Source organism: Roseobacter sp. GAI101 (assembly GCF_000156335.1).
Lineage (GTDB): Bacteria > Pseudomonadota > Alphaproteobacteria > Rhodobacterales > Rhodobacteraceae > Sulfitobacter.
The window spans coordinates 1-15,676 of sequence record NZ_DS999214.1 but is presented as its reverse complement, the minus strand read 5'-3'; the positions used below and the strand labels follow the sequence as shown (position 1 = coordinate 15,676).

The window sequence follows — 15,676 nt, the reverse complement described above, 5'->3', positions numbered from 1 at the left end:
GCGGAAGACTTCAGAATGCCCGGAAATTCCGCACAAAGCTCCATAACATCTTGTTTCGTATAAACTTTATCAATCAGAGAAATTCGAACGCGTCGCCTTCAAAATAGACAGCTTCCTGACATTTGTCCGGAAATCGTCCTCGTAAAAATTTTTACGCATGACGTGATGTTTTTTCCGATATATTTCTGCACTACGATCACGCACCCACGCCCCGCCAAAATTAGCGGGACATGCAACGCGCCAGACGGGGTAGAGGGAAGACCATCTGGCGATTTGTGAATTGATTCTGAGGGGGTTAGCGCCTTTGCCAGGCAGTGTCAGATACGAATGCTGATCGCCTCGGCGGCTTTGATCAGGCGTTTGGCATAAACCGTTTCAAGCTGCTTTTTCTTCACATGGAACGACGGCCCGCCAATGTTCAACCCATAGACGATTGACCCGTTCGGCGAAAAAATCGGCACGGCAATGCCGTTCACATCAGCCCGCCAATCGCCATAGCTCGAACAAAAGCCTTTTTCGGCATATTCCTCGACCGCAGCCTCATAGCTTGCATGGGCCCGCGCCTTGGTCTGCGCATCGACGTCGGCGGCAAGCGCAAAGGCGCGGTCACGTATCACGTCATCCGAACCGACCAGGATGGCCCGCCCTATCGCGGAGTCAAACAGCGGCAGGCGCGACCCCACCCGCATTTGCAACGCGACATCCTCGCGAGACCGTTTGGTACAGATGTACACGGCATCAAGCCGGTACTGTTCGCCAATCGCAACGGTGATATAGGAATTAGGGCCGTCGCGCAGGGCGGTCATTTCGTCTTTTGCCCGATCGCCGATGTCCATGCTGGTCAGCACGCCAAAGCCCAGCTGCAACACGCCCGCGCCCAGACGGTAGGTCCCGGTGCGGGGATCGGCCACAAGATAATCCAGTTCGCACAGCGTATGGGTCAGCCGGGAAACCGTGGCTTTCGGCAGACCCGTGCGTTCCGAAAAATCAGTGTTGGTCAGCGCGGTTTCATTCACCTGATAACAGCGCAGCACGTCAAGCCCGCGCGCCAACGCCGTCACAAAGTTTCTATCCTTTGCCTCTGCCGGGTCATTCGCGAACTCGTTCTGTGCCATTTACTTGCTGTCCAATGCCTTCAAACCGTTGGCCGCGAAAACCGGCACATAGGCCCCCACCTTCATAGCGCGTTCCGGATTTGACGCGTTGCCATCCAGCGCACGTTTCAGCACCCCCTGGATGATGCCGGCCATGCGGAAAAAGCAGAACGCCAGATAGAACCCAAAGTTATCGATCCCGTCCAATCCACGACGCTCGCAATATTTGGCGATAAACTCTTCATCCGTGGGCACACCAAGCGCCTTGCGATCCGCACCTCCGAAACCACGCCCTTCGGTGCCCGCCGGCATCTGCCATTGCATGATCACGGCGGCAAGATCAGCGTAGGGGTGTCCGATCGTAGACAATTCCCAATCCAGCACCGCCAGACATTTTGTACCATCCTTTTCGAACATCATGTTGTCGATCCGGTAGTCGCCATGCACCAGTGTGCGCTGGCCGTCGTCCGCCGGAATACTTGCCGTAAGACGTTCGATCAGCAGGTTCATATCAGGCAGATTTTCGGTTTCCGATGCGCGGTACTGTTTGGTCCAGCGACCGACCTGACGCTCATAGTAATTGCCGGGTGGGCCATAATCCGACAGCCCGACGGCATCGATATCCACGTCATGCAGCGCCGCCAGCACGCGGTTCATTTCGTCCATGATCCCCGCACGCGTTTCGTTGGTTTCGTCCGGCATGCGCGGGTCCATGAAGTTGCGCCCGTTGATGTGGTCCATGATGTAGAACGCCGATCCGATCACATCATCGTCTTCGCACAGCAAATGCATCTTGGAGACGGGAACATCGGTATCCTGTAACGCCTTTTGGACGCGGAATTCACGATCAACCGCATGGGCGGACTTCAACAGAACCCCCGGCGGTTTGCGGCGCAACACATAGTTGCGGCTTGGAGTCTTGAGAAGGAAGGTCGGGTTCGACTGGCCAGCCTGGAATTTGCTCACGTCAAGCGGGCCTTCGAACCCTTCCAAGTGCTTTTCCAGATAAGCGCTGACCGTCGGAATATCGAGTGTTTGCGTATCGGTACTCATGGTTTCATTCCTTAACTGTAGGTCAGCATGTCGGCGGCTTTGCCTGACATCATATGTGGTGTCGCGTTGAATTCATGCAGAAAAAACGCGGAGTTGGTGAAGACGAATTTGGTAATCGAAGTGTTCTTGATCTGCAAGTTCAGGGTCATCATCATCTTGTCCGGCGCACCGAGCGATGCCGCCGTCAATTGTCCGATCACTCCGCCAGAACTGACGGCCAACACGCGTTCAGCCCCGGTCGCACAGGCCGCAAGACGGGCCGCTTCGACGCGAGCTGTAAAGGTGTCCCAGCTTTCGGCAGGGCCGTCGATTTCATCGGCCTGCCATTGAAAGACTGTCTCGCGCAGGGTCCGGAAATGGACTTTGCGGTCGCCTTTGACCAGTTCAGGCACGTCGCCCTTGTAACGGGCATTCAGCAGGTCCTGAAAATCGTATTCGTTGAACCCTGCATGTTCTTCGTCCGCCTCGAAACCCATCGAGGCAAGCGTTTCTTTTTGGCGGGTCAGGGTGCCGGTGACCCGTCGGTCCGGCACCCATCCCATGTCACGAAGGGCCTGACCAACCGCCTCAGATTGCCGGTGCCCGAGATCCGACAACTTGTCATAGTTGTCAGCCCCGAATGACGCCTGTCCATGGCGGATGACCAAAAGCTCTCCCATAGTTGTTTACAGAACCTCGAACAGGCCAGCAGCACCCATGCCGCCGCCGACACACATGGTGCAGACAACGTATTTGGCACCGCGACGCTTGCCTTCGATCAGCGCGTGGCCGACCATGCGTGCGCCCGACATGCCGTAGGGGTGACCGATGGAAATCGCGCCGCCGTTCACGTTCAGCAGTTCGTCAGGGATGCCCAATACGTCACGCGACTGGATAACCTGAACTGCAAACGCCTCGTTCAATTCCCAAAGACCGATGTCTTCGATCTTCAAGCCGTGTGCCTTCAACAGCGGTGGCACGGCATAGATCGGACCGATGCCCATTTCATCCGGCTCGCACCCTGCGGCCATCACACCCACGTAGCGGCCCAAGGGCTGAAGGCCCATTTTCTCGGCCTTTTTCGCTTCCATGATCACAGTTGCCGATGCGCCATCGCTCAGCTGCGAGGCGTTACCGGCCGTGATGAATTTGCCTTCTTTGATGTGGATACCGTCGGAATGCACAGGCTTGAGACCAGCAAGGCTTTCAGCGGTCGTGCCGGGGCGGTTGCCCTCGTCTTTTTCCAGCGTGACTTCGTGTTCGGAAATCTCTTTGGTCTCTTTGTTCTGGACCAGCATTTTCGAGGTCAAAGGCACGATTTCATCGTCGAACTTACCGGCTTGTTGGGCCAGATGGGTCAGTTCCTGCGACCGTGCCGCATATTCGTCCTGACGCTCGCGGCTGACGTTGTAACGTTCGGCCACGGTCTCGGCTGTCTCCAGCATGGTCATGTACAGCTCGGGCTTGTGTTCCTTAATCCAGGAATCCGCCTTTACGCGCATTTCAGGTGTTTGCACCATCGAGATGCTTTCGACACCGCCGCCAATGACAACATCCATGCCATCGGTGATGACCTGCTTGGCCGCCGTCGCGATCGCCATCATGCCAGAGGCGCACTGACGGTCGAGCGACATGCCAGCAACGGTCACGGGCAGACCGGCACGGATGGCGGCCTGACGCGCGATGTTCCCTGCGGAAGCGCCCTGCTGAAGCGCGGCACCGATGATGCAATCCTGAATCTCGGACGGGTCGACGCCTGCGCGTTTGACCGCGTGTGCAATGGCATGACCTGCCAGTTCCTGAGGTGTCGTGTTGTTGAACGCACCGCGATAGGCTTTGCCGATCGGGGTCCGGGCCGTTGATACGATTACTGCGTCACGCATGGTGATCTCCCTTTAAAGTTTGGTCTGTTAGCTCCAATCCAGATCAAGACCCTGGGCCTTGGCTGCATTGAGAGCGTATTTTTTCGTTTGGCTGAAAGCATCGGTCAGCTCTTGCTGGCCATCCGCATCGGTAATTTTGTCGAAGGCAGCGGCGACACCTTCGGGGGTGTTGTCATCGCCGGTCAAGGTCACACCTTCGGTTTCATAGACACGTGTTTGGGCAAAGCTGCCCGCACCCGCACCCAAGATCACCCGGCTTGGGCCATCTTCGCTGACCAGATATAGCAGACCGGGGGTGATGGTTTCGGGCGCAAGCAGCGCCTGCGCCTGTTCGGGCAGCAGATCAGCGGTCATCCGTGTCGCGGCCGTAGGGGCCAGCGTGTTCACGCGAATGTTGTCGCGCGCACCTTCCAGATGCAGCACGTTCATCAGCCCCATCATCGCCGCTTTGGCCGCACCATAGTTGGATTGCCCAAAGTTGCCATAGAGGCCCGACGCTGACGACGTCAGCACGACCCGGCCATATTTCTGCTGACGCATGATCGGCCAGCACGCGTGGGTGACATTGGCAGACCCGATCAGGTGCACATCGACGACCTTGCGGAAATCAGACATCTCCATCTTGGAGAATGTCTTGTCGCGCAATATACCGGCGTTGTTCACGACGATATCAATGCGGCCCCATGCCTCCATGACCTTTGCGACCATATCGGCGACGCCAGCCTCGTCCGACACATCGCAACCGTGGGCCATCGCCTCGCCACCCGCGTCGCGGATTTCCTGCGCAACGGCTTCGGCGGCGGCCGATGACGCGCCTTTCCCGTCCGTTGTTACACCAAGGTCATTGACCATGACTTTTGCGCCCCGCGCGGCCAGCCCCAAGGCGTGGCTGCGGCCAAGACCGGTACCAGCGCCCGTAACAATCGCCACGCGGTTATCAAATCGGATGTCCATCATAGCCCCTTAATGCAGTGCTTGTTCAAAGATGTTCGGACCGCTCATCACATTGATGCCGCCGCTCACCGGGATGACAGCGCCGGTGACATAAGATCCGCCTGTGCCACATAGAAACAGCATGCAGCCCGCGATGTCAGTATCCGTACCCACGCGACGCAGCGGCACATCTTGGCCGACCTTGCTGCGCATGCCTTCGTCATGGGTGGCAAAGGCGGTCATGCGCGACACGAACGGCCCCGGTGCCAATGCGTTCACGGTGATCGCATCGCCGGCCAGTTCCTTGGCCAAAATCTTGCTCAGGTGGATCACGGCGGCCTTGGATGCGGAATAGCTGTAGGCCCCATCGCCCATCTCGCGTTCGCCCATGACCGACCCGACATTCACAACACGTGCAGGGTCTTCGATTGTCGCGTGTTTCTTGAGCATGGGCAGCAGTTTTTGTGTCAGATCGAACAGACCCGCGACATTCACCGCCATCACCTTTTCCCATGCCTTGAACGGGAAATCGCCCAAAGGCGCACCCCATGTAATACCCGCGTTGTTCATCAGGATATCAAGGCGATCGGTATGCGCCTTCACAGCTTCGACCATCGCATCAACACCCGGCTCGGTGCCGACATCGCCTGCAAAACCGATGGCCTTGCCGCTGGCTCCCATCGCGTTCAGCTCTTTGGCGACGGCTTCGCAAGCATCCCCCTTGCGGCTGGCGATCAGGACAGTCGCACCGGCCCGCACCAAAGCTTCGGCAGCCATGCGCCCGATGCCAGTGGCCCCGCCGGTGACAAGGGCAGTTTTGCCTTCAAGCCCGAAAAGTGTTTGAATATCCACGATCAAAATCCTCTGTGCTTGGCGACTTGAGCAGCGTGATAGCCATAATCGCCCAGCCATTCAGCACCCACGCGGGCGCGCTTCATGTAAAATCCGATATCATAAGCGTCGGTCATGCCGATCCCGCCATGCATCTGGACACCTTCCTGAACCGCCAGCTGCGCCGTCGACGTCGCGCGTGCCTTGGCCAGCGATACGGCCATGGTCGCGTTATCCGGGTCTTCGTCCAGCATGCGACCTGCATTCAGGATCGCCGATGCTGTCACTTCGATATCGCACCACAGGTGGGCGGCGCGGTGCTGCAGAGCCTGGAAGTTGCCGATCACGGTGCCGAACTGCTTGCGCTCTTTGAGGTAAGCAACAGTCATCCCGAAAGCCCCGGCAGACAGCCCTGCCATCTCAGCGGCAAGCGCGGCTTGTCCCGCTTCGAGCGCAGGCTTGAGAATGCTCATCGCGCTATCGACCTGGCCCAGAACATCATCGCCGGTGGCTTCGACATTGTCGAAATCGATCCGCGCGGAATCCCGTGCATCGATCATGTTTTGCGCGGTGCGATTGATGCCAGCACGGTCGGCGGGGATATCGAACAGGGTCAAACCCTCATCGGTCTTGGCCAGCACCAACAAACGATCTGCCAGCGCCCCGTCTACGACGAACGTCTTCTTACCCGACAACCGGAAACCGTTGCCCTCGCGCGTGGCCACCATCGACGCGGCTTCGGGGTTGAACTTGGGCGTCTCGTCAACGGCAAGCGCATAGGTCACGTCACCCGTCGCAATCGCGGCCAAAGCCTTCTCAGCCCGCGCATCGCTAACGTTGCGCAGCGCAGTCGCGGCAATCACAGCGGTCGACAAAAACGGGCTGACGACCAAGGTCTTGCCCATCTCATGCGCCAGCACGCCCGCCGCCGCATGCCCCATATCGGACCCGCCAGCGGATTCAGGCACCAACACGCCGGCCCAGCCCATTTCAGCCATTTCCTTCCACATCTTCGCGTCGTGGGTTTTACCCGCATCGCGCAGATCGCGGAACGCTTTGACGGGGGCCGATTTATCCAGAAAACCCCGTGCAGCGTCTGCCAGCATGGTTTCGTCTTCGGTCATTACCAGATTTGCCATGGTTTACGCCCCCAGCCCAAGTACACGGCGCGACACGATGCTCAGCATCACCTCGGATGTGCCGCCTTCGATTGAATTCGCTTTGGTACGCAGCCAATCCGCTGGCCGGTTGCCCAAAGGCCCGTCCCATTCCAACGCATCGGAACCGCCCGCAGCCATCAACAGTTCATGGCGCTGTTTGTTCAGCTCGGTGCCCATGTATTTGAGCATCGCGGACGCATCGCCCGCACCGGTTCCCGCTTCGGCCTGATCCTTGTAACGCTCCAAAGTCAGCCCAATCGCCAGCGCGTCCACCTCGCAGCGCATCGCGTCGGCGCGCAGGGTGGTCTCCATTTCCTGACCTTCGCCAAGGGATTCGTTCAAGACGGCCCCCAAAGCACGCCCGCCGGACAGCCCCTGACCGCCGCCGGAAATCATCTCGCGTTCGTGGGTCAGCAGGTATTTCGCCACGTCCCAACCCCGATTCTCGGTGCCGACGATCTGATCTTTCGGAACCTTCACATCGGTAAAGAATGTCTCGCAGAAGACCGAAGCGCCTGAAATCAGCTTGATCGGGCGCGTCTCGACGCCTGCGTCTTCCATGTTGATCAACAGAAACGAAATACCCTTGTGCTTGGGTGCTTCGCGATCCGTGCGGATCAGCGCGAAAATCCAGTCGGCCTTGTCGGCGTAAGAGGTCCAGATTTTCTGACCGTTCACCAGCCAGTGGTCGCCCTTGTCTTCGCCGCGGGTCTGGACGCTGGCCAGATCCGATCCTGCACCCGGCTCGGAATAGCCTTGGCACCAACGGATTTCACCGCGTGCGATGGGGGGCAGGTAATGCAGTTTTTGTTCGTGGGATCCGAAATGCAACAAGGCTGGCCCAAGCATCCAGATGCCAAAGCTGTCCAAAGGACTGCGGGCACCGATACGGTTCATTTCCTCTTTGAAAATCTTTTCCTGCGGACGCGTCAGCCCGGCACCGCCATATTCAACCGGCCATGTGGGCACTGTGTACCCCTTGGATGCGGCGCGTTCCATCCAGTCGCGCTGCGCGTCTGATTCGAACTCGAAATTCTTGCCACCCCAACAGATGGATGCTTCACTGGCTTCGCCACCGCGCATTTCGGCCGGGCAATTTGCCTCGAGCCAATCGCGCAGTTCAATACGGAAACCCTCCAGTTCCTGATTGGACTGCATCGTCTTCTCCCCCCTCGTTTTGCGGTTAACAATTCCGCACTGCAAAATTGCATTTCGAAATTCGATTGACAAGACAGTTTCTGAACGCGCCTATTGCTTTGCAAATTCTTAAGGAGGAAACACGATATGAAAGCCATGCTAAGCACCGCGCCAGGCGGCCCCGAAACCCTGGAGCTGACCGAGCTTCCCCAACCCGAACCGAAAAAAGGCGAGGTCCGCATCCGGGTGCGCGCCGCTGGCTTGAATTTCCCTGATACGTTGATCATTCAGGACCTTTACCAGATGAAACCGACGCGCCCGTTTGCCCCCGGCGGCGAAGTTGCAGGCGATGTCGAAGCGCTTGGTGAAGGGGTCACGAACGTGGCTGTCGGCGACCGTGTGCTGGCGATGACCGGCTTTGGCGGCTTCGCGACCGAGATGTGCATCGGTGCCGATCGGGTCATGAAAATACCCGATGCAATGCCATATGACGAAGCGTCATGTTTGGTTCTGACCTACGGCACGTCGCATCACGCACTGAAAAACCGGGCCGAAATCCAGCCGGGCGAATCCCTGCTGATCCTTGGGGCCGCAGGCGGTGTCGGGGCCGCTGCGATCGAACTTGGCAAGGCCACGGGCGCACGTGTCATCGCCGCCGTATCGTCCGAGGAAAAGGCACAGTTCTGCCGTGATCTGGGCGCGGATGAAACGATTGTCTACAGCCGCGACATGGACGACCGCGCCACGCAAAAAGAGTTCTCGAACGAGATCAAGAGACTTGCGGGCGGTGACGGTGTCGATGTGGTTTATGACGCGGTCGGGGGGGCCTATGCAGAGCCCGCCGTGCGCGCCCTGGCGTGGAAAGGCCGCTATCTGGTCGTGGGTTTCCCCGCCGGTATCCCGAAGATTCCGCTGAACCTGACGCTGCTGAAAGGCTGTCAGATCGTCGGCGTCTTCTGGGGGGCTCACACGGTGCGCGAACCGGAAATCCATGCGGAAAATATGGCAGATCTGTTCCGCATGTACGCCGAAGGCCAGATCAAACCGCGCATTTCCGCCCGCTTCCCATTGGAAAAGGCCGCCGATGCGTTGAACCTGATGCAGGATCGCAAGGTTCTGGGCAAAGTCGTTCTCGACGTCGATTGAGCCTGAAAGGATAGGACGATGACAAACCGACAGATTACGATTGCCGAGCTGCCGACCGACGCGTTGACGCCCGCGCATTTCAAGGAAACCACGACAGACATGCCGACGGCTGGCGACGGTCAGGTGCTGCTCAAGGTGATCTTGATGTCCATCGACGCGGCCAACCGGTCATGGATGAAAGGGGCGACCTATCGCGCGGCGGTCAATGCGGGCGACGCCATGCCCACCTATGCCATCTGCGAAGTGACCGAGAGCAAGTCAGACCGTCTGGCCGTTGGCGACATCGTCGCGGCCGAGGCAACATGGTCGGACTACGTCGTGGCTGACGCATGCAAATGCGAAAAGCTGCCAAAGGTGCCGGAACTTTCCAACCTGATGTCCGTCTATGGCATCGCGGGCAAGACAGCCTTTCACGGACTGATTTCCGTGGGACAGCCGATTGCGGGGGAAACCGTGCTGGTATCGGCGGCGGCAGGATCTGTCGGCGGCTATGTCGGGCAGATCGCCAAGGCGCTTGGCTGTCGCGTCGTGGGCATCGCCGGCGGCGCAGAGAAGTGCAAATGGGTCAAAGAGGAGATGGGCTTTGACGACTGCATCGATTACCGCGCGCCGGGCATGTCCAAAGCGTTGCGGGCGGCCTGCCCGGACGGCGTCGATGTGTATTTCGACAATGTTGGCGGTGCCGTGCTGGAAGCCGCATTGTTCAGCATGAACGAAAAGGGCCGCATCGTCTGCTGCGGCGCGATCAGCCAGTATGACACCGAAACCCCCTCCGGCCCGCGCAACCTGCCCGGCCTTGTGGTGGTAAAGCGTCTGCGCATGGAAGGCTTCATCGTCATGGACTGGGCGCATAACGACGCCAAGGCACTGCGCGCGCTGCAGACATGGGTCGCCAACGGTCAGATCAAGGTGACCGAAGACATCGTTGAAGGTCTTGAAAATGCACCGCAAGCGCTGATCGGGCTGCTTGCTGGCGATAACAAAGGCAAGCGCATGGTGCGTGTTGCCGCTGATCCGGCATAGGAGGGCCAAGGATGTCTGCACTCAAAGACGCGGTTGCGCATAGTGAAACCCTGATCGGGACCGAAGTCGGCGTTTCGAACTGGATCACCGTTGATCAGGAAATGATCGATCAATTCGCCAAGACGACCCACGATTTGCAATGGATCCACATAGATCCCGAACGCGCCGCAGCGGAAACGCCGTTTGGTGGCACCATCGCCCACGGGTTTCTGACCCTGTCGCTGGCCAGCCGCTTTGCCTATGACTGCTTTAGCATGATGCCCGGACAGGTGATGGGCATCAACTACGGCATGAACAAGCTGCGGTTTCTCAAACCGGTCAAAGCCGGGTCGCGGCTGCGCGGCCGGTTTACCTTGCAAAAGGTCACGGCCCGCAATGCGACCGACATGCTGCGTGAAAACCTGCTGACGATCGAGATTGAGGGCGAAGAGACCCCTGCCCTGATTGCCGAATGGCTGGGGCTGGCTGTTTTCAAGGACTGATCCGGCAGCAACCCCAAAAGGCCATCCGTGATGTGCGGATGGCCTTTCATCGTTGCTCAAAGCGCGCTGCGACGCGTTCAAATCATTTTTCAGGTGCCGTAAGACGCGTGGTCTGTCCGACCATCGGGCCCGCCATCGGGACCGCCGATGGGGACTGGACCGGGACGACCGGGCTGATCTTGCGAAAGAGGATAAAGGCGACGCAGGCCGTTGCCCCCATGATCGGAATAAGGACGCCCATTGCGATCACCGCATTTCCCATCAACGCCCCGATCGACCCCATCAACAGGCCGGATCCCATCTGGATAAAGCCCATCATGGATGCCGCCGCCCCTGCTGCCTTGCCAAAGGGGGCCAGGGCCGCCGTCGACATGGCGGGCATCACAAAGGCGATGCCAAAGGAATAGATTGCGACCGGAATCATCACATGCAGGAAGCTGGGCGGCCAGAACAGCAAGGTCATGGTGCCAAGGCTTCCCGCGGCGATAAAGCCAAGACCCGGGCCGACCAGACGATCCGCCCCATATTTCTCCATCAGGCTGCGGCACAGCAACGACGCCACGAAAAAGCTGCCCGATTGCGCCAGCATCGACACCCCGAATTCTGCCGAGCTTAGCCCGACATTATCCATCAGGATAAACGGCAAAAACGTGGCCTGCGCGTACAGCGCGCCCAAGGCCCCGCCAATCACCAAAGACGCCGACAGGAAGTGCTTGTGCGTCAGCAGCATCTTGTAGGTGCGCCCCAATGCCGGAAGATTAAGCCGCGATTTGTCCGCCACCACGGTTTCCTTCATCGCGAATATCGTGACCGCGATGATCACAAGGCCAAGCACGGCCATCAAGACGAACAAAGACCGCCAGCCGAACAGGGGTAACATCAGCCCGCCGATCGTCGGTGCCAAAGCGGGCCCCAGGGCAAGGATGATACCGATCAGGTTCATGATCCGTGAGGACCGGTCATCAGTGAACAAATCCCGCACAAGTGCGCGCGATATGGCGATCCCGGCAGAGGCACCGACGCCCTGTAGAAACCGCGCGCCCAACAGCACTTCGACCGAAGGGGCGATGACCGCGACGATGCTTGCAGCGCAATAAAGCCCCATGAAGATGATGGTGATGGGACGGCGCCCCAATGCATCTGACAGTGGTCCCGCGATCAACTGCGCACACGCGAACCCGCCGAAATACAATGTCAGGGTCAGCTTGATAACGGCTTCGGTGGACCCGAAGGCCCGGACCAATTCGGTCATCGCAGGTGTAAACAGCGCCATCGAAATCGGGCCGATTGCCACCAGCATCGCTCCGATGATGCTGGTCCTGCGTTCGCTCATCAACGGGGCGGTCATGCGGCGTCCTCCGCCTTGGCTGTCTGGACACGGGGGGCCGACAGGTTGCAGCGCAACTGCAATGCGATGCGGTGGAAATTTTCCCAATCGTCGGGCGATATGCCGTCGGATAACGTCTGCTCTGCCCGCGCACCGGCCTGTGCGATCTGCGCCAGAACATCTGAGGCCTTCGGCGTCAGCGTCACGATCTTGGCCCGCCGATCCCTCAGGTCGGCGGTGCGCACGATCAGGCCTGCCGCCTCTAGCCGGTCCAGAAAACCGGTCAGGCTCATCGGGGTCATGCCAAGCCGTTCGGCCAGCAGATGTTGCCGCGTCGCGCCGCAGCGCGCCATATGGGCCATGACCCGCGCTTCTGCTGCGGTGACGGACAGATGTGCGGCTTCGATCTCGGCCTCAAAGACCGCGCGGCTAAGCCGGGCGATGTCGTTGATAAGAAAACCAAAGCTGTCGGGGTTGATTTTGTCGCGCATTGGGGGGACCACTATTTAATATGCCTACCTTATTATCTAAGGACAGAGATATACCGCACACCCCGACTGTCAATTGTCAAACTCAATACTTTTTTGAAAACTCAAAGCGGGACCGATGTTTTGACACCTGCCCCGGCACAATCAGACTGGACGGATAGCCCGGCTGGTGTGGTGTGTCTGGCCAAAATTGCGGCTCAATCGCCAGCCCCGCGCAGGAACCATAGGCAGCCCCCCCATGCCCGCGCGTCACGCCGGTTTCAATGTAAAGCCCGTTGTAAATCTGCACACCACGCTGGTTTGTAGACACCGCAAGCGACAGCCCGGCAGCGTCAAGCTTGCAGGCGTCCTGCATCTGCCCCCTGACAAAAGGCAGGCAAAAGTTGTGATCCAGAACCGCGCCAACCGGGCGCGCCGTGCGGTAATCAAAGGGACCGTCATCGACCGGCGCAGGTCTGCCCAGAGGGATCTGGTCCTCATCGACAGGCAGATAGGTCGGCGCGGGAACAGTCAGCAGATGGTCGGACAAGTCCCGTGCGCCGGACAAATTCCAGTAGCCGTGGAATGCGGGGCTGAAATAAGTTGGCGCGTCGGTCATCCCCGTGATTTCGATGTCCAACGCACCCGCTTTATCCAGACGGTAGGTAACGCCGACCGAGATGTTGCCCGGAAACCCACCCAAGCCGTCAGGGTGGCTTAGCATCAGGCGGCACTCGGCAGGACCGATCATATCAAACGACCAATTGCGATCGCTGAACCCCGCAAGCCCGCTGTGCAGGGTCGTGCGCCCCGCTTCGTTTTTGTCCAAATCGAAATGCTGGCCTTTGACCTCCATCTGGCCGCCCGCGATCCTGTTGGCGACAGGGCCGACAACCGCGCCGAAATAGCGCATCGGCCCCAGATAGGCAGCCATGTCATTCCCCCCCAGAACCACCGCGTGATCTACACCGTCGATCCGAAAGTCCTGAAGGGTCGCGCCCCATGTAAGGATCGACGCGACGGAACCGCCGTTGCGGATTTGGCACCGCATCACATCTTCGCCGTCCGGCGTCTTTCCAAAAATCTCAGTCATGCCCCTGCTCCCCTCGCTTTCATGACCCTTGGTCAATCATCGCATTGGTTAATTTGCCATAAACTTCTCGGACCCGCGCCCAATTTCCGCCATCTTACGGGGTAAAACAGTCCTCAGCCATGGTGGCAAACAGGTCTTATTGTTCAAGAGCAGGGGTTTGACGTGAAAAGACGCGAAGGTACCGATCACGATCAAAACGTTAGAACGCAAGGCGCGGTTTCAATTGGGGGAACAGACGTATGATACACGAAACACAAGGCCTTCCCGGTGTTGACCGCATTCAGACCCGTTTTCTGGACATGCTCAAAGACCGTCAGGCCACGATTGCCAACCTCGCCTTGGGCGCTTGGGAAGGTGATACGGTTGAAGACATCAACGAAAGCCTGACGCAGGCGCGCGGCATTCTGCATCAGATTGCAGCGACAGCAGGATCCATCAGCTTTGATGATCTGGGGGCCACGGCCCGCGCCTGCGGCTTGAAGATAGACGACCACCTCAAGGGGCCCGACGCCGATCTGGCGCTTTGTCCGGGCGAACTGGTCTTGTACATGGATCATTTCGTGCAAAGCTGCGGCGCGTTGATTGAACAGCATCCGCAGTTGGTGCGCGTCTAAAACGACGGCAATCGCAGTCTTGAAAAATTCGGCCGCGATCGCGACGCTTGGCGCACTCTCAAGTCATTGAGGTTTTAGGCTGGACGATGATGGCGCGAAAATCGTTCACATTCGTCAACGTCGGTCCTGTGACCACCTGACTGTCAATCCGGCCAAAAAACCCGTGCGCATCGTTTTCGGCCAAGGCCCGCACCGGGTCGGTGCCTGCCAGTTCGGCGCGCTGCAAGGTGTCCGGGGTCACGATCGCCCCCGCCACTTCTGCAGCGCCGTCAACGCCATCCGTGTCGCAGGCCAGCGCCCAGATCTGTGGGGCACGGTCCAACGCCAGAGCCAAGGCAAGGCAATATTCGGCGTTGGGCCCACCGATGCCGTCGCCACGCCGGGTGACCGTCAACTCTCCGCCCGACAGCAGGACAACGGGCGGATCATTTGGGCCAAGTTCCGCCTGCACTGCCAACGCAAGCGCCGCGTGTTCCTGGGCGACATGGCGCGCCTCGCCTTCCACGTCATTGCCAAGGCGGATCACGGTCAGACCCTCCGCGACCGCAAGCGCTTCTGCCGCATCAAGAGATTGTGCGGGGGCGGCGTAAATCTGGTTTTTGACCTGTGTCAGGCGCTGATCCTCGGGCGCGATCACCTGCGACCCTTTCGCAAGGGCCGCTGCAACCGACGCAGGTGGCGTGATCTGCCAACGCTCAAGAATAGCACAGGCGTCCGCTGTTGTGGTGACGTCGCCAACGGTCGGCCCTGACCCGATCATCGCCATGTCATCCCCCGGCACGTCCGAGATCATCAGCGCCAGCATCTGCGCAGGATAGGCGGCTGCAGCAAGCTGTCCGCCCTTGACCCGGCTAAGATGCTTGCGAATAACGTTCATCTGCTGGATTGGCGCGCCGGAAGCCAAAAGCGCCGCGTTCACCGCCTGTTTTTCCGCGAGGGTAATGTCACCCAACGGGGCCACCAGCAACGCGGACGCACCGCCAGAAATCAGGGCCAGCACAAAGTCACCGTCCTCAAACCCCTGAAGCAAGGCCAACATCCGCAGTGTCGCGTCCTGCCCCGCTGCGTCAGGCACAGGATGCGCGGCCTCGACAATCTCGATCCCCTGACAGGGGCGCGCATAGCCGTAACGGGTGATGACCAGCCCCTCGCATGGTCCCCACTCGGCCTCCACCGCTTCGGCCATCCGCGCGCTGGCTTTGCCGGCCCCTACAACCACAACCCGACCGGCGGGTTTCGGGGGAAGAAACCGCGCGAGGCTTTGCATCGGATCGGCCACTTCGACCGCACGGTCAAACAGAGAGCGCAAAAGCGTTTCGGGATTTTTTAACGTCATGAAAAGTCTCTAACCTTGTCTAAAACCCAATTGTGCATCCGTCTTTGCGGTGATCGGACCCCGCAACATAACCGTTGCCATGGTGCCCGATCAATGGGCAGCGTCAGGTATCATAGGG

16 protein-coding genes are annotated in these 15,676 nt (G+C 59.1%); 4 read left to right on the top strand and 12 right to left on the bottom strand.

Annotated elements, in window-relative coordinates:
- Positions 1-317: 317 nt before the first annotated feature.
- Genes RGAI101_RS18060 through RGAI101_RS18025 form a run of 8 tightly spaced genes read right to left on the bottom strand, consistent with a single transcriptional unit; the run spans position 318 to position 8,091 of the window.
- Positions 318-1,115 carry an IclR family transcriptional regulator gene (locus RGAI101_RS18060; protein WP_037230013.1) on the bottom strand — a complete coding sequence of 266 codons (798 nt, stop codon included), beginning with the start codon at positions 1,113-1,115 and terminating at the stop codon, positions 318-320.
- Positions 1,116-2,147 (bottom strand): phosphotransferase family protein, encoded by a 1,032-nt coding sequence (locus RGAI101_RS18055; RefSeq protein WP_008229548.1) that lies wholly within the window; start codon positions 2,145-2,147, stop codon positions 1,116-1,118.
- 11 nt (positions 2,148-2,158) lie between these two features.
- Positions 2,159-2,806 carry a histidine phosphatase family protein gene (locus RGAI101_RS18050; protein ID WP_008229681.1) on the bottom strand — a complete coding sequence of 216 codons (648 nt, stop codon included), beginning with the start codon at positions 2,804-2,806 and terminating at the stop codon, positions 2,159-2,161.
- A 6-nt stretch (positions 2,807-2,812) separates the two neighbouring features.
- Entirely contained in the window at positions 2,813-4,009 is a 1,197-nt protein-coding gene (locus tag RGAI101_RS18045; protein ID WP_008229630.1) for an acetyl-CoA C-acyltransferase, read from the bottom strand.
- 27 nt (positions 4,010-4,036) lie between these two features.
- Positions 4,037-4,963, bottom strand: coding sequence for an SDR family NAD(P)-dependent oxidoreductase (locus RGAI101_RS18040; protein ID WP_037230009.1), 927 nt, complete (start codon positions 4,961-4,963; stop codon positions 4,037-4,039).
- Between the two features lie 9 nt (positions 4,964-4,972).
- The gene (locus RGAI101_RS18035; protein WP_037230007.1) at positions 4,973-5,794 is read right to left on the bottom strand and encodes an SDR family oxidoreductase; all 822 of its coding nucleotides are present in this window, start codon (positions 5,792-5,794) and stop codon (positions 4,973-4,975) included.
- A 2-nt stretch (positions 5,795-5,796) separates the two neighbouring features.
- A complete protein-coding gene (locus tag RGAI101_RS18030; protein WP_008229809.1) occupies positions 5,797-6,912 on the bottom strand; it encodes an acyl-CoA dehydrogenase family protein in 1,116 nt (371 codons plus the stop codon).
- Between the two features lie 3 nt (positions 6,913-6,915).
- Positions 6,916-8,091, bottom strand: coding sequence for an acyl-CoA dehydrogenase family protein (locus RGAI101_RS18025; RefSeq protein ID WP_008229716.1), 1,176 nt, complete (start codon positions 8,089-8,091; stop codon positions 6,916-6,918).
- A 126-nt stretch (positions 8,092-8,217) separates the two neighbouring features.
- On the opposite strand from RGAI101_RS18025, the gene RGAI101_RS18020 reads away from it, so the two are divergent.
- Genes RGAI101_RS18020 through RGAI101_RS18010 form a run of 3 tightly spaced genes read left to right on the top strand, consistent with a single transcriptional unit; the run spans position 8,218 to position 10,721 of the window.
- Positions 8,218-9,216: an NADPH:quinone oxidoreductase family protein gene (locus RGAI101_RS18020; RefSeq protein WP_008229650.1), complete on the top strand. Its 999-nt coding sequence runs from the start codon at positions 8,218-8,220 to the stop codon at positions 9,214-9,216.
- 18 nt (positions 9,217-9,234) lie between these two features.
- Positions 9,235-10,239: an NADP-dependent oxidoreductase gene (locus tag RGAI101_RS18015; RefSeq protein ID WP_008229615.1), complete on the top strand. Its 1,005-nt coding sequence runs from the start codon at positions 9,235-9,237 to the stop codon at positions 10,237-10,239.
- 11 nt (positions 10,240-10,250) lie between these two features.
- Positions 10,251-10,721: a MaoC family dehydratase gene (locus RGAI101_RS18010; protein WP_008229748.1), complete on the top strand. Its 471-nt coding sequence runs from the start codon at positions 10,251-10,253 to the stop codon at positions 10,719-10,721.
- An 82-nt stretch (positions 10,722-10,803) separates the two neighbouring features.
- Here the strand turns inward: RGAI101_RS18010 and RGAI101_RS18005 are convergent, their stop codons facing one another.
- The 3 genes from RGAI101_RS18005 to RGAI101_RS17995 all read right to left on the bottom strand — a co-directional run bounded on the left by RGAI101_RS18005 (position 10,804) and on the right by RGAI101_RS17995 (position 13,608).
- Positions 10,804-12,069, bottom strand: a complete 1,266-nt coding sequence (locus RGAI101_RS18005) for a multidrug effflux MFS transporter (RefSeq protein ID WP_008229741.1) — start codon at positions 12,067-12,069, stop codon at positions 10,804-10,806.
- Positions 12,066-12,539, bottom strand: coding sequence for a MarR family winged helix-turn-helix transcriptional regulator (locus tag RGAI101_RS18000; protein WP_008229790.1), 474 nt, complete (start codon positions 12,537-12,539; stop codon positions 12,066-12,068). Before RGAI101_RS18000 ends, RGAI101_RS18005 begins: the two co-directional genes overlap by 4 nt.
- An 82-nt stretch (positions 12,540-12,621) precedes the next feature.
- Positions 12,622-13,608, bottom strand: coding sequence for an aldose epimerase family protein (locus RGAI101_RS17995; protein WP_008229508.1), 987 nt, complete (start codon positions 13,606-13,608; stop codon positions 12,622-12,624).
- 239 nt (positions 13,609-13,847) lie between these two features.
- Between RGAI101_RS17995 and RGAI101_RS17990 the strand changes: the two genes are divergently transcribed.
- Entirely contained in the window at positions 13,848-14,222 is a 375-nt protein-coding gene (locus tag RGAI101_RS17990) for a hypothetical protein (RefSeq protein ID WP_008229669.1), read from the top strand.
- A gap of 58 nt (positions 14,223-14,280) precedes the next feature.
- Here the strand turns inward: RGAI101_RS17990 and RGAI101_RS17985 are convergent, their stop codons facing one another.
- Positions 14,281-15,558, bottom strand: coding sequence for a glycerate kinase type-2 family protein (locus RGAI101_RS17985; protein WP_008229829.1), 1,278 nt, complete (start codon positions 15,556-15,558; stop codon positions 14,281-14,283).
- Positions 15,559-15,676 lie beyond the last annotated feature (118 nt).

Excerpts from the sequence above, each read along its gene's own strand:
- RGAI101_RS18060 (WP_037230013.1), bottom strand. The coding sequence starts at position 1,115 with ATGGCACAGAACGAGTTCGCGAATGACCCGGCAGAGGCAAAGGATAGA.
- RGAI101_RS18055 (WP_008229548.1), bottom strand. The coding sequence starts at position 2,147 with ATGAGTACCGATACGCAAACACTCGATATTCCGACGGTCAGCGCTTAT.
- RGAI101_RS18050 (WP_008229681.1), bottom strand. The coding sequence starts at position 2,806 with ATGGGAGAGCTTTTGGTCATCCGCCATGGACAGGCGTCATTCGGGGCT.
- RGAI101_RS18045 (WP_008229630.1), bottom strand. The coding sequence starts at position 4,009 with ATGCGTGACGCAGTAATCGTATCAACGGCCCGGACCCCGATCGGCAAA.
- RGAI101_RS18040 (WP_037230009.1), bottom strand. The coding sequence starts at position 4,963 with ATGGACATCCGATTTGATAACCGCGTGGCGATTGTTACGGGCGCTGGT.
- RGAI101_RS18030 (WP_008229809.1), bottom strand. The coding sequence starts at position 6,912 with ATGGCAAATCTGGTAATGACCGAAGACGAAACCATGCTGGCAGACGCT.
- RGAI101_RS18025 (WP_008229716.1), bottom strand. The coding sequence starts at position 8,091 with ATGCAGTCCAATCAGGAACTGGAGGGTTTCCGTATTGAACTGCGCGAT.
- RGAI101_RS18020 (WP_008229650.1), top strand. The coding sequence starts at position 8,218 with ATGAAAGCCATGCTAAGCACCGCGCCAGGCGGCCCCGAAACCCTGGAG.
- RGAI101_RS18015 (WP_008229615.1), top strand. The coding sequence starts at position 9,235 with ATGACAAACCGACAGATTACGATTGCCGAGCTGCCGACCGACGCGTTG.
- RGAI101_RS18010 (WP_008229748.1), top strand. The coding sequence starts at position 10,251 with ATGTCTGCACTCAAAGACGCGGTTGCGCATAGTGAAACCCTGATCGGG.
- RGAI101_RS18005 (WP_008229741.1), bottom strand. The coding sequence starts at position 12,069 with ATGACCGCCCCGTTGATGAGCGAACGCAGGACCAGCATCATCGGAGCG.
- RGAI101_RS18000 (WP_008229790.1), bottom strand. The coding sequence starts at position 12,539 with ATGCGCGACAAAATCAACCCCGACAGCTTTGGTTTTCTTATCAACGAC.
- RGAI101_RS17995 (WP_008229508.1), bottom strand. The coding sequence starts at position 13,608 with ATGACTGAGATTTTTGGAAAGACGCCGGACGGCGAAGATGTGATGCGG.
- RGAI101_RS17990 (WP_008229669.1), top strand. The coding sequence starts at position 13,848 with ATGATACACGAAACACAAGGCCTTCCCGGTGTTGACCGCATTCAGACC.
- RGAI101_RS17985 (WP_008229829.1), bottom strand. The coding sequence starts at position 15,558 with ATGACGTTAAAAAATCCCGAAACGCTTTTGCGCTCTCTGTTTGACCGT.